The organism is [Scytonema hofmanni] UTEX 2349 (assembly GCF_000582685.1).
GTDB lineage: Bacteria > Cyanobacteriota > Cyanobacteriia > Cyanobacteriales > Nostocaceae > Hassallia > Hassallia hofmanni.
The window spans coordinates 1,485,600-1,498,872 of record NZ_KK073768.1 but is presented as its reverse complement, the minus strand read 5'-3'; the positions used below and the strand labels follow the sequence as shown (position 1 = coordinate 1,498,872).

The window sequence follows — 13,273 nt, the reverse complement described above, 5'->3', positions numbered from 1 at the left end:
CTGCGTCTCTGCAGCTCGTTTCTCAAAAACCTTTTTCACAACTCATTTAAGATTGTTATATTTAGCACTGTGAGGTAAGAAGTCTTTATAGAATTGAAAAAATGCTTCAATATTTTAGCCTACGCAGGTAGGCTTCGTTTGTATAGCCGAGGCAGCGCGTTGCGGAGGTTCCCTCCGTTGTAGCGTCTGTCGTCCAGGCTTCTAGCCTGAGGGCAATTAAAATTTTAATATATCCAAAGATTCCTCTATTTCTAACTCTAAAATCCTCTCTCTTGCATCTTTATGTTCTGCTAACTTTCCTTCTTTCCAATATAAATCTGCTGCTTTCTGAAAATCATCGATCGCTAACAACTTATCTCCTAAATAAGAGCGAGCAACACCACGGTTGTAATAAGCATCCCCATAATTGTAATTAATCTTAATTGCCTGAGTATAATCTTCTATTGCTCCCGTGCGATCGCCTAAATCAAAACGAGCATTTCCCCGGTTATAATAAGCTTCTGCATCATCAGGATTAATTTTAATTGCTTTATCGTAATCTTCTAAGTCATAAACAACATTACCACGGTTGTAAGCAACTTCATTAGAACTAATTTCAATTGACTGAGTAAAAATATCAATAACTTTTTTAGAATTTCCTAGTTGAGAACGAGCATTACTCTCACCACAATCAGGATTAATCTTAACTGCTTGGGTATAATCTTCAATTGCTCCTTGATTATCTCCTATGTGGAAACGAGCGTCGGCACGATTTCTATAAGCAACTGCATCATAAGGATTAATTCTAATTGCTTGGGTGTAATCTTCAATTGCTTGTTCGTAATCTCCTAATTCATAACGAGCCAAACCAAGTTTATTGTAAGCTTTGGCATATTTAGGATTAATTTTTATTGCTTGATTGTAATCTTGAATTGCTTTCTCGTCATCCACTAAATAATAACGAGCTAAACCACGCTTATAATAAACTTCCGCATCATCAGGATTAAGTTGCAAGGCGGTGTTATAATTCTTAATAGCCGCTTCATATTCTCTTTTTTGAAAGCATTCATCACCCTGTTTGACGTGAAGTTGAATTAAATCTTCTTCACTATATATATAAGTTGGTTGAAACTGGCTTTTGTTTTGCGGTTTGGGATAATGTTGATATTGTTTAGAGAAATGATGATTTTCAACAGATTGCAACTGTTCTAAATAGCCAAATAAACCACCACCATATAATAATTGCTCTATCCCAAATGAAATTCTACCAGTTTTCAGCTTAATCATCTGAGTGGGAAGAAACCCAGCAACAAAAAGGTGATATTCTGGTTGTGCTTCGTTGACTTCTTCTTGAATCAAAATACAGACGACAACGGCATTTTTTTCAACTTCTGCCGAACTAACTGACCATCTAACTCTCTCAATGCTGCCGTGACGCGATTTTACTTCAATACCGATCGCGCGATCGCATGAGAGTGTAAAATCAACGTTACCATCACCGCCAAATCGTTTTTCATAATCTACTTCGGTGATAAAATCGGCTAAACGTTCTTTGACAACTTCTTCACCCAGTTTTCCTTTCAAATTGTTGATAAAAACATCTCTAACTGGTGAAGTACGTTTATATTTTTCTGCCATTAACCAGCAAAAATCTCGCAGCGCTTTTAATCTTTCTCCAGATATTATTGTCAATTCACTATATTGACCTTCGGTTTGACAATGCAGCAAACAACCGGATGACAACCTTTTGATAAAATCTGACTGTAGCGATCGCAGGAGGGTAATCCAGTCCATGCGTGATTTCTGCGATTTTTACTTTTATTATCTTCTTAAAATATCAAGTCTGCTTTCATTTTTCAATTATCTATGAGCAATTGTATTTTATCGGACTTACACACTGTACAAATGGGACATCATGTGTATAAGGCAATACGATTGATGTTAAGGTTTTTTGGCACTGATTTTAGACTAATAGAGACGCGAAATTTGAGCCAGCGCGTTGGGGAGGTCACGAGTGCTATCTGCGACTGGCATTGCGTCTCTACTGAACGGTATTGGTGTATTGCGAACAGACGTAGCAGTGCTACGTCTCTACATTCTTTTTCACACTTATGTCTAGTATGATTTTATTTCCATATAAACCTCGTCCATGTTGAAACCTGGAGTTTTGCTCTTATTCAGATGTGTCTCAATCGACATCAGGAAGCACCTATCTAAATTTTGGCAGAAAACTACGGCTCTCAAGGTAGACGAGGTTTAGTTTTTTTAATATTTGTAAACACAGTTATTCAATTTGTAAAACAATATTTATTTAACTATAGTATCTTTCTAAGATGAATATTAATAGTAACTTTTGCAAAACTTGCATTTTAATTAGTTTTGTTATCTACATTAACCATAACTAAAACTTCTTTTATGAAAATATTACTTGTGGAGGATGACGAGTTTGTAGCTGAGGCTATAGTCGCTGTTCTGAATAACCAAAACTATGTAGTAGAAGTTGCTCCCGATGCTGAAACAGCTTGGAATTTAGTAGAAACATTTGATTATGACTTAATCCTTTCAGATGTCATCCTCCCAAAGTTAGATGGTATTAGTCTTTGCCGTAAAATAAGACTTTATGGTTTGCAAATGCCAATCATGTTGTTGACTGGGTGCGATAGTAGTCATGAGAAGGCTACAGGATTAGATGCAGGTGCAGATGACTACCTGGTTAAACCCTTCGATCAAGAGGAATTAATTGCACGGGTGCGAGCGCTGTTGCGTCGCGGTGTTATTCCGTCACAACCTGTGTTGGAATGGGGTAATTTACGGCTCGATCCGACAAGTTGTGAAGTGACTTACGCAGAACAACCGCTATCATTAACAAAGAAAGAATATGCGTTGCTAGAACTTTTTTTGCGAAACACTCACCGCGTATTTAGCTGTGGTATGATTTTAGACCATCTTTGGTCTTATGATGACACTCCAGGTGAAGAAGCTGTTCGCACTCATATTAAAGGATTGCGAATGAAGCTTAGAAGTGTGGGGGCACCAGGAAATCTGGTTGAAACAGTTTATGGAATTGGCTATCGTCTGAAGCTACGGAAAGAGGAGGAGGAGACAAGGGGACAAGGGAGACAAGGAAGACAAGGGGACAAGGGGGACGACAATGAGAATAATTCTTTCTCCCCATCTCTGACTCATTCATCACCGACTGCAAAGCAGACATTATTAGCGATCGCTGGAGTTTGGAACCGATTTAAAGGACGCGTGGGTGAACAGGTAACTTTTTTGGAGGAAGCTGCTGTTGCATCTAGTAACAATGCTTTGAATCAAGAACTCCGCAAACAAGCATTTCAAGAAGCTCATACTTTAGCAGGATCTTTAGGTACTTTTGGCTTTCCTCTAGGCTCAAAGTTGGCACGAAAAATTGAGCATCTACTGAAAAGTGATAAAATTTTGACCTTCGCCCAAACGACGCAGTTTCAAAGTTGGGTAGAGTTATTGCGTCAGGAAATTGAGCGAAATCAAGATGAGACTGTTTCAGTGTTACCCCCTGTAGATGAATATCCTTTGCTGTTAGTAGTCGATCGCGATCGCTCCCTTGCTTCTCAACTTGCAATTGATGCAAACTCAAATTTAAAAGTGGCGATCGCTACCAATATTGAAACTGCTATCCAGAAGTTGTACCAAGAACATCCCAACGTAGTATTATTAGATCCCAGCGTTTCCCCACTTGAGGAAGACAGCTTGCGCTTACTTTCCCAGCTCAAAGACCGCAAACCACCAGTTCCAGTCATAGTATTTACTGAACAAAGCGATTTTAGCCATCGATTGCAAGTTGCTCGTCACGGTGGACACACATTTTTACAAAAGCCCTTACCCGTTGCACAGATACTAGAAGCAGTGACACAAGTATTGCAACATTCACCTGATGCAGATGCTCATGTCTTAGCTGTAGACGATGATCCGAAAATAGGTGCGCTGTTGCAAGTATTGCTAACTCCTTGGGGAATCAAGGTGACAACCCTCAGCGATCCGCAACGCTTTTGGGAAACTCTGGAATCTATAAAGCCAGATTTTCTGATTTTGGATGTGGAAATGCCGGATGTTAATGGTATGGAAATTTGCCAGGTAGTACGTAACGAGCCGCGTTGGAGTGAATTGCCGATTTTATTTTTGACAGTTCATAACGATGCTAATATCATTAATCAGGTGTTTGCAGTCGGTGCAGATGACTTTGTAAGCAAGCCAATCATTGGACCAGAACTTGTCACTCGCATTATCAATCGTCTGGAAAGGATTAAATTACGGCAGCGTCTTGCCCAAACCCAGCAAGCTGAAGCTATTGCTAGTAAGAATCATATAACCCGCATTCGCCAACAAACAACAGTTGCTAATTTGGCTCAGTCTGCTTTGTCTGGCAAAGATTTTTCTAGCTTGATGAATGAAGCAGTAAGTATTATAGCAGAAAATCTGGAAGTTGAATACTGTAATATATTAGAATTTCTGCCAAAAGAAAACACCTGGGTGTTACGCTCTGAGGTGGGCTGGGATTCGGAATTAATCGGGCAAGAAATAATCAATTTAGACGCGTTTGTGAATGAACCCATGATTATTGAAGATTTACAAACATCTAAGTTCAATAATTCCTTTTTGCGGCAATATCAAGTTAAGAGCGGATTAAGTGTACCAATTTTGATAGATAATCAATTTTATGGCGTTTTAGGAGCTTATACACGCAAAAAACAGACTTTCAGTTTAGATGATATAAATTTTGTCCAAGCGATCGCAAATGTCTTGTCAGCAGCACTTGAGCGGCAGCAAACTGACCAAGCTTTACGTAAAGGTAAGCACGAATTGGAATTAAGCGTAGCAGAACGCACAGCAGAATTAATTAAAATTAATCAACAACTTCAATTAGAACTTAACGAGCGTCAACGCACACAACAAGCATTGCGAAACTCTCAAAGTCGATTTGCGGGAATTGTAGAAATCGCCGATGATGCAATTATTTCCATTGATAGTAGCCAACACATTACCTTATTTAACCAAGGGGCAGAAAAAATTTTTGGCTACACAGCAGCCGAAGTGTTAGGACAACCTTTGGATTTACTGTTACCATTGCGATACACTAAAACACATCGTCAGCATGTAAATCAATTTGGCAACTCGACAAAAATTGCTTGTGGCATGAGAGAACGTGGTGAGATTTATGGTTGTCGCAAAGATGGTAGTGAATTTCCGGCAGAAGCTTCGATTTCTAAGTTAAAACTGGGGGAAGAAACAATATATACCGTTTACTTGCAAGATATAAGCGAGCGTAAGCAAGTTGAACGCATGAAAGATGAGTTTGTCTCAGTCACTAGTCACGAACTCCGCACTCCTCTAACTTCAATTCACGGCTCTTTAAAAATGCTGGCAAGTGATTTAATTAAGTCAGATTCTGAACAAGGAAAACGTCTGCTAGAAATAGCTGTTAATAGTACCGAACGTTTGGTGCGTTTAGTTAACGATATTCTTGACATTGAGCGCATCGAGTCAGGCAAAGTGAAGATGGAAAAACAAACCTGCAACATTGCCGACTTAATCGCACAAGCAGTAAATGTAATTCAGCCATTTGCCGATACAGCCAATGTTACTTTATCTGTTTCTAGTTTATCGCTTCTTCTGTGGGTAGATGGCGATCGCATCATCCAAACCCTAACTAACCTGCTAAGTAATGCGATTAAATTTTCCAAAGTTGGTGCAACTATCTGGTTAAGCGCTGAGTTGAGACAAGGAGAATGGGGACGGGAGAAGGGGATAAGGGGACAAGGAGATAAGGGAGATAAGGGAGACAAGGGAGACAAGGGAGACAAGGGAGATAAGGGAGCAATATCTTCCTCATCTTCCCCATCCCCCCCTCTCCCCCTCTCCCCCTCTCCCCATCTCCTCATCCGAGTGAAAGACACTGGACGTGGCATTCCTCCTGATAAACTTGAAAGTATATTTGAGCGCTTTCAACAGGTAGACTGTTCAGATTCTCGCAACTATGATGGCACCGGTTTGGGCTTGGCAATTTGCAAAAGCATTGTCCAACAGCATGGTGGAGATATTTGGGCGGAAAGTGTACTGGGTGAAGGTAGTAATTTTTACTTAATTTTGCCTGTAGTTCAGGTTTCCCATGATTCTGAATTACTAGACATCTGCTAAAAAAGACGTAGAGACGTTCCGGCGGAACGTCTCTACAAGGGTTTTGGGCAACCCATAAGAAGCATAGGGGTCGATGTCTACTGTTTTCTTAACTTTAGTACTGTTTAAGGTAAAAGTATTAATGGGAACAAAGCGTATTTTGGTAGTTGATAATGAAAAATACATCCAAGAAGTTACTAAGATTTGCTTAGAAACAGTAGCAGGCTGGGAAGTACTGACAGCATGTTCTGGATTAGAAGGTATTAAAAAAGCTGAAATTGACCAACCTGATGCTATTCTTTTGGATGTAATGATGCCAGAAATGGATGGTATGACTACCTTAAGCAAACTACAGGCGAATCCAGCCACTAAAGCAATTCCGGTAATTTTTTTAACAGCAAAAATCCAAGTTTCTGACCGACGTCGCTATGCTCAAATGGGTATGCCTCGTGCGATCGCTAAACCCTTCAATCCTTTAGAATTAGCAGGACAAATCGCCAATGCTCTAGGCTGGAGTATGTGAAATGCTGAGTCGGGTAATGGGCAATGGGCAATGGGCAATGGGCAATGGTAATTTCCCCCTTGTCCCCTTGTCCCCCTTGTCCCCCTTGTCCCCCTTGTCCCCCTTGTCCCCCTTGTCCCCTTGTCACCCCATCCCCAACACTCCTTGTAAAATTTTCAACAGATCCTTAGCGCTGAAGGGTTTCGGTAAAAATCCTTGAATGCCAGTGCCTGTTGCTTGTGCTAATGCCTCAGCAGATACTAATCCACTCATAGCAATAATTTGCACTTGAGGATTCATTCTTTGCAAAATGCGGATGACTGTTGCTCCAGGCATTGAGGGCATCATAATATCCATCAGCACTACCCTGATTTCTTTTTTGTACTCAGTGTAGAGAGCAAGTCCTTCAATGCCATCTTGTGCAGTTAATACTCTGTAATTGTGGATTTCTAGTGTGGTTCTGGTAATTTGAGTGATAGCCGCTTCGTCATCGATAACCAAAATCAATTCTCCCTGTCCTGTTAGCAGTTCTATCTCATCCACTGGTTGGGTTATAGTTCCATTCATGCTTGGCAGGTACACTTTAAACTGACTGCCTACACCTACTTCACTGGATACATCCAAAAAACCGCCGTGGCTGTTAATAACACTGATCGCGATTGACAAACCCAGTCCAGTACCTTTGCCTACGTCTTTGGTAGTGAAAAAGGGGTCAAAAATGCGATCTATGACTTGTGGGGAAATGCCAACTCCTGTATCGGTAATGGTAATTAAAACGTAGGAGCTAACTTTTGCCTCTAAATGCATTCTGGCAAAAACAGCATCAATAGACAAGTTGACCGCAGAAATACTTAAATTACCACCATTGGGCATGGCATCGCGAGCATTGAGGCAAAGGTTTATCAACACCTGATGCAGTTGAGTCGCATCACCAGTGACAAAGAGCAAATTTGGCGCTATGTCGATGTTGAGATTGATGGATTTGGGAAATGTCCCAATGATTATCTGCACGATATCTTCTAGTAGCTGCGATGGTTGCACAATTGTCCGCTTGCTTTCGGAACCACTGGCAAAGGATAAAATTTGGCGGACTAAATCACTCCCACGTTTGGCACTGCTTTCCAACAACTTAAGCATTTTGAGCGATCGCTCATCAATATTCTTTAGTTTCATTGGCAGCAGTTGCGCGACTGTCAAAATTGGTGTAAATATATTGTTCAAGTCGTGAGAAATACCACTAGCCAAAGTGCCTAAGCTTTCCAAGCGTTGGGTGCGGAGAAGTTGCGATTCTAATTGTTTATTCTCGGTGATGTCAGTATCAACAGTGAGGATAGATTTAGGTAAATCTGCGCCATCACGCATCAATGTCCAGCGGCTGGCAATGATAATTTCTTTCCCGTTTGTAGTCTGTTTACGTAATTCACCTTGCCACGAGCCAGACTCAACAACGGTTTTCAGCGCTGCTTCTATTTTTAACGAATATGAAGAAAAAATTTCCTCAGCGTACTTTCCCATAACATCTTCAGCTTGCCAGCCGTACAAATTCTCTGCACCTTTGTTCCAAAATAAAATTTGGTTTTGCAAATTTCGCACGACAATTGCATCTGTTGTAATATCTAACAAAGCAGCTTGTTCGCGGATTTTCTGTAGTCTCTGCTGGCGATCGCTAATATCTCTTAACAACCAACGCAAGCTAACTATTTTATCATTATCCTGCACTCTTACCGCAGTTATTTCTGCGGGAAAGTCGATTTTTCCATCTTTCTGAAATATCTGAGTTTCATGTAAGCGAATTTCTGCTTGTTGCTGCAACTCCGTCATAAGTTGACGAAATTTATTTCTTTGTGCTGGATGCACAAAAACTAAAAGTGGTTTACCAATGAAATAAGATTGGCGTACATTCAATAACTGCGCGGCAGCATAATTTGCTTCTTGAATTGTGCCATTAGTATCAGTCACGAAGTAAGCATCCGGAGCAAAGTCGAATAAATCTTGATAACGCTTTTGTTCGGCTTCTACAAGATGTCGGGTAGCTACTAACTCGTCATTTTGTTCTTGTAATTCCTCTCCCAACACTTGTAGTTCTTCTAGAGAAATCGAAATTTCGGCGATCGCTTCAGTAAAAAGTTCTGTAGGAGGAATATCTCTAGACTCCTTTTTTGTGTATTCTGCACGATGTAACAGATTATTTAATCTTTCATGGGCTTGATTGATCGCTTGTTCTAAAAGTTTCCGTGTCATTTATAATTTTCTCCTATCCTTTATTTTCAGCCATGCGCTTCTGTTAAAATATTCTTCTTGTTCGTAGTGAGCGGTTTACCGCTCAAAGCAAGGATTATAACGACTTAAGCCGTTATTACGTTAAGGAGAGTTTATTTATGGCTATCTATTATTGTTACTTAGTACAGCATTTCATTAATTTGTAGCATATTAAATTTCGGAACACTTTGCAATGCGATCGCATCTCCATACATTGGACACGCGAAAATCAATGTAGAGACGCGTTAGCGAAGCGGGACGAAGTTCAATTTCGTGTCTCTACAGCGCGTATTGCACGCAACCAAGAAACGTTATATTTAAAAACGCTACGATTTTACGCAAAACTGTACTTAGTCCTGTTGCCGTTGCCGTTCTTCGATTTCTTGAACAGAAACCATACTGTTGACTTTTTCTATATCAGCCATCACTAATATTGCTCCTTCTATATGAACACCAAATAGAGGAGTACAAGCAACATAACATTTTATTTGCCTGCCCCGACGATTCATCGCCTCTATAATTATTTCTTGAAACTGTCTGCGTCCCGATATTGAATCGTTAATTATCATTCGCAATTGCTCCACGGGCAAACCAATGTCTAAACTAAATAAAGACTTGCCCAACACTTCATCACTCCGCAACCCCCACATATCTTCTAACATGTAATTCCAAATTAAGATATTGAAGCTGTTGTCAATCACTACCACTCCGGTTTGCATACTTCTGAGAATGGAACTCAAGAAAACATTTGTGCGGTTGAGTTCTGTTGTTCGCTGGCTCAGTTCCTGATTAATTGTTTGTAATTCCTCGTTTGTAGATTGGAGTTCTTCGTTCATTGTCTCCAATTCTTCGTTAGTCGATTGGAGTTCTTCGTTAGTAGTTTCTAATTCTTCATTAGTCGATTGGAGTTCTTCGTTGGTAGTTTCTAATTCTTCATTAGTCGATTGGAGTTCTTCGTTGGTAGTTTCTAATTCTTGTCGAGAGTGTTGCAATTCGTCTTGTAAGTGAATGTGATGAGTTACATCATCAAAAGAAATGCTCACACCCAATGCTTTATTAGCATTGTCGAGCAAAGGTACAACCCGCACATCTAGATGTTGTATTTCTGTGGGCAAATTCCGCTCTATATTTGTCAGCGTAACCGACTGACGTTCGGCATAAGCTTGCTCAATTAGCGATCGCAATTCTATGGGACGATAAGAAAGTTCCAAATCCTGGAAAGGACGAGTTAAATCTTTGGGTGATAGACCAAACATAGTCCGAGCTTGTTCATTGGCTAATATCAAATTACCATTGACATCAATGACAACTTGAGCAATTGGCGCATTATCAAAAGCGATCTCTCGCATCCGAATGTGCCGAGAAAATTGATTGTTTGCTTCTTCGTCACCGACTTGTGCCAAAACCAAAAGGCGATCGCGTATATTTGTAGAAGACACCTTCGTAAATATTCTATACTTTAAATCTAAAGGAGTAAATAAATTAGAGTGGGTTAATAGCATTTCTGCTTTACCCAAAAATAGATAGCCTGTATCATTTAAGGCAAAATGAAAGCGAGCTAAAACCCGCGTCTGCGTTTCCGCATTGAAGTACATTAGTGTATTGCGACACACCAGTAAATCTATCCGAGAAATTGGCGCATCTTGCAGCAAATCATGGCGACCAAAAATCACCGATCGCCGCAAATCTTGACGGAAGATATAGCGGTTCCCTGTAGGTTCAAAATATTTGGCAATCAGTTCATTTGGAAGTGCTTGGACATCTTTGGCAGAATAGATCGCTTGACGAGATTGACTGAGCGCATCTTCATCGAGATCCGTGGCGTAAATTTTTACCCGCTGACGAAATTCCTCCGTTCCCAAGCTTTCAGCCATCAGGATTGCTAAAGTATAAGCCTCCTCACCAGAAGCACAGCCAGCACTCCAGATGCGAATCGGCTCAGAATCTGCTTTACTTTTAATTAGGTTGGGCAGCACTTGCTCTTGGAGAAATTCCCACACAGGGGCATCCCGAAAAAAAGCGGTAACGTTGATCAAGATAGTGTTAAACAGAAAGTTGAATTCTTCTGGGTACACTTCCAGATAATCTATGTAATCGCTAAAGCCTTCTAGTGCCAATGACTGCATCCGCTTTTCTACCCGACGTATCAAAGTCGAGCGCTTATAACCTGTAAAATCAAATCCCCGGCTTTGTCGGAGGTAAATAAGTAAAGATTCAAAAGCGGGGTCTTTTTCTGCGGAAATCATAATCTAAAGGCTAGGGGAATCGGGTATTGGGCATCGGGCATCGGGCATCGGGCATGGAAAGAATTGTATTTATTCACGCACTCGCTTTCTTGAATTTGTTTAATTCGCAATGCCCCATGCCCATTGCCCCATGCCCCATGCGCTATGTCCCATTCCCCATAACCAAAGTCATTAAAGCGTTAGAAATCTCTTCTATTGGCAGAATCAAATCTACATTCCCAGTTTGAATCGCAGCAGAGGGCATTCCAAAAAATTCGGCGGTTTTTTCGTCTTGGGCAATGACAGTACCACCCATTTTTTTTATGTATTCTATCCCGATTGAGCCATCATTACCGGTGCCAGACAAGACGAGTGCGATCGCTCGTTCTTTGTAGTTAAGAGCAACCGATTCAAATAACAGATCAGCACAAGGACGTAAAAAACGTACCGATTCCGCATAGGATAGAGAAAGCGTGCCGTTATTAACTAATAAGTGGCGATCGGGTGGAGCAATGTAAACTGTTCCTGGAGCGAGGCTATCTCCTTCTTCTGCTTGCTTGACATTAAGGGCAGTCCTCCGGCTAAGAATTTCTGCCATCACCGAAGGATGCCTAGCGCTAAGATGTTGCACTATAGCGATCGCTGCCGAAAATGTTGCCGGCAAGCTCGATAGTATCTCGCTGACAGCATTCAACCCACCAGCCGAAGCCGCAACAGCCACAATATCAAACATGAGCGCTATTCAATTGAGGTGGATATTTATTGGCATTGTCAGCGATCTGCTTGATCATTTCAGAAGGCACGTAAGTTAGTTACTACTAGCTTAGATGAATTACCAGCTCAATATCATCTACAAAAAGCGATACAATCCGGAATGGGGCATTGGGCATGGGGGATTGGGCATGGAAAGAATTTTATTAGAATACAACGCGCATCAAAAATCGAGCGTCTTTAATTATATTGCCCATTGCCCATTGCCCAATGCCCATTGCCCAATTCCTACTCAATCTTGATTTTCTAATAATTCCTTTGCCTTGAGAAGTTCTCGCTGATGTTCTTCAGTTGCGGTGGGATATGTCAGATTAAGTTCTTTTAATTTACTACAGATGATATCGGCAACTACTAGACGTGTAAACCATTTGCGATCGGCAGGGATAATATACCAAGGTGCAGATTCAGTACTGGTATGATTAAAAATATCTTCATAAGCTTCCATATAATCATCCCAAAACGCTCTTTCAGTTACATCACTTGCGGAATACTTCCAATTTTTTTCCGGCGTTTCGATGCGTTCTAAAAAGCGTTTTTTCTGTTCTGATTTAGAAAGATTCAGAAAAAACTTCATAATGATTATTCCATTGTTTACCAAATATTTTTCAAAATTATTGATTTCTTTAAAGCGCTGCTGCCAAATTCGATTATCTTCAGGAATGTGGGGAAGTTGTTGCTTTTTCAGCAACTCTGGATGCACGCGAACTACTAAAGTTTCCTCATAATATGAGCGATTGAATATCCCCATTCTACCCCGTTCTGGTAAAGCTTTCATGCTGCGCCAAAGATAATCGTGGTCAAGTTCTTCGCTACTCGGTTGTTTGAAACTGAATACTTGACAGCCTTGGGGATTAACACCAGACATTACATGTTTAATAGTGCTATCTTTACCAGCAGCATCCATTGCTTGAAAGATAATCAGCAACGCATAGGTGTTTTGAGCATAAAGAACATTTTGATATTTTGCTAGTCGTTGAACATCTGTCTGTAATTTTTTTTCTGCCTCAGCTTTTTCGTGATAATCGTCTTTATAAGCTGGGTCGTAATCTTTTTGCAAAGAAATCTTTGCTTTAGGTGGAACTATAAAAGCGTCATGATTCATAAGTCATAAATTAAAAAAATATCATGTCTGGGCAATTAAGCAAACAGACCCGGAACCCCACCCCGCAAAAGCTGCGCTTTAGCTCCCCTCCCCGCTTGCGGGGAGGGGTTGGGGGTGGGGTTCCGGGTCTGTTTGCTTAATTGCCCAGACATGATATTTTTTTAATTTATGACTTATGAATCATGACGCTTTTATAGTTCCACCTAAAGCAAAGATTTCTTTGCAAAAAGATTACGACCCAGCTTATAAAGACGATTATCACGAAAAAGCTGAGGCAGA

Annotated in this window: 8 protein-coding genes; 3 read left to right on the top strand and 5 right to left on the bottom strand. The window is 40.6% G+C overall.

Annotation, left to right across the window (positions count from 1 at the left end; genetic code table 11):
* Nucleotides 1-216: 216 nt before the first annotated feature.
* Nucleotides 217-1,773 (bottom strand): tetratricopeptide repeat protein, encoded by a 1,557-nt coding sequence (locus TOL9009_RS0111875; RefSeq protein ID WP_029633003.1) that lies wholly within the window; start codon nt 1,771-1,773, stop codon nt 217-219.
* Between the two features lie 621 nt (nt 1,774-2,394).
* Between TOL9009_RS0111875 and TOL9009_RS44470 the strand changes: the two genes are divergently transcribed.
* Together TOL9009_RS44470 and TOL9009_RS0111865 are read left to right on the top strand one after the other, a co-directional pair.
* The gene (locus tag TOL9009_RS44470) at nt 2,395-6,156 is read left to right on the top strand and encodes a response regulator (RefSeq protein ID WP_051502869.1); all 3,762 of its coding nucleotides are present in this window, start codon (nt 2,395-2,397) and stop codon (nt 6,154-6,156) included.
* A 121-nt stretch (nt 6,157-6,277) separates the two neighbouring features.
* Nucleotides 6,278-6,658: a response regulator gene (locus TOL9009_RS0111865; protein ID WP_029633002.1), complete on the top strand. Its 381-nt coding sequence runs from the start codon at nt 6,278-6,280 to the stop codon at nt 6,656-6,658.
* Nucleotides 6,659-6,781: 123 nt separating this feature from the next.
* Here TOL9009_RS0111865 and TOL9009_RS0111860 read toward each other — a convergent pair whose 3' ends face one another.
* The 3 genes from TOL9009_RS0111860 to TOL9009_RS38900 all read right to left on the bottom strand — a co-directional run bounded on the left by TOL9009_RS0111860 (nt 6,782) and on the right by TOL9009_RS38900 (nt 11,854).
* Nucleotides 6,782-8,878 (bottom strand): PAS domain-containing hybrid sensor histidine kinase/response regulator, encoded by a 2,097-nt coding sequence (locus TOL9009_RS0111860; RefSeq protein ID WP_029633001.1) that lies wholly within the window; start codon nt 8,876-8,878, stop codon nt 6,782-6,784.
* Nucleotides 8,879-9,246: 368 nt separating this feature from the next.
* Nucleotides 9,247-11,142 carry a CheR family methyltransferase gene (locus tag TOL9009_RS0111855; RefSeq protein WP_029633000.1) on the bottom strand — a complete coding sequence of 632 codons (1,896 nt, stop codon included), beginning with the start codon at nt 11,140-11,142 and terminating at the stop codon, nt 9,247-9,249.
* A gap of 142 nt (nt 11,143-11,284) precedes the next feature.
* Entirely contained in the window at nt 11,285-11,854 is a 570-nt protein-coding gene (locus TOL9009_RS38900; protein WP_051502868.1) for a chemotaxis protein CheB, read from the bottom strand.
* Nucleotides 11,855-11,948: 94 nt separating this feature from the next.
* On the opposite strand from TOL9009_RS38900, the gene TOL9009_RS45505 reads away from it, so the two are divergent.
* Nucleotides 11,949-12,134 carry a hypothetical protein gene (locus TOL9009_RS45505; protein ID WP_144238211.1) on the top strand — a complete coding sequence of 62 codons (186 nt, stop codon included), beginning with the start codon at nt 11,949-11,951 and terminating at the stop codon, nt 12,132-12,134.
* Here the strand turns inward: TOL9009_RS45505 and TOL9009_RS0111845 are convergent.
* The gene (locus TOL9009_RS0111845) at nt 12,125-12,994 is read right to left on the bottom strand and encodes a polyphosphate kinase 2 family protein (RefSeq protein ID WP_029632999.1); all 870 of its coding nucleotides are present in this window, start codon (nt 12,992-12,994) and stop codon (nt 12,125-12,127) included. The genes TOL9009_RS45505 and TOL9009_RS0111845 overlap by 10 nt on opposite strands.
* Nucleotides 12,995-13,273 lie beyond the last annotated feature (279 nt).

Excerpts from the sequence above, each read along its gene's own strand:
- TOL9009_RS0111860 (WP_029633001.1), bottom strand. The coding sequence starts at position 8,878 with ATGACACGGAAACTTTTAGAACAAGCGATCAATCAAGCCCATGAAAGA.
- TOL9009_RS44470 (WP_051502869.1), top strand. The coding sequence starts at position 2,395 with ATGAAAATATTACTTGTGGAGGATGACGAGTTTGTAGCTGAGGCTATA.
- TOL9009_RS0111865 (WP_029633002.1), top strand. The coding sequence starts at position 6,278 with ATGGGAACAAAGCGTATTTTGGTAGTTGATAATGAAAAATACATCCAA.
- TOL9009_RS38900 (WP_051502868.1), bottom strand. The coding sequence starts at position 11,854 with ATGTTTGATATTGTGGCTGTTGCGGCTTCGGCTGGTGGGTTGAATGCT.
- TOL9009_RS0111845 (WP_029632999.1), bottom strand. The coding sequence starts at position 12,994 with ATGAATCATGACGCTTTTATAGTTCCACCTAAAGCAAAGATTTCTTTG.
- TOL9009_RS0111855 (WP_029633000.1), bottom strand. The coding sequence starts at position 11,142 with ATGATTTCCGCAGAAAAAGACCCCGCTTTTGAATCTTTACTTATTTAC.
- TOL9009_RS0111875 (WP_029633003.1), bottom strand. The coding sequence starts at position 1,773 with ATGGACTGGATTACCCTCCTGCGATCGCTACAGTCAGATTTTATCAAA.
- TOL9009_RS45505 (WP_144238211.1), top strand. The coding sequence starts at position 11,949 with ATGAATTACCAGCTCAATATCATCTACAAAAAGCGATACAATCCGGAA.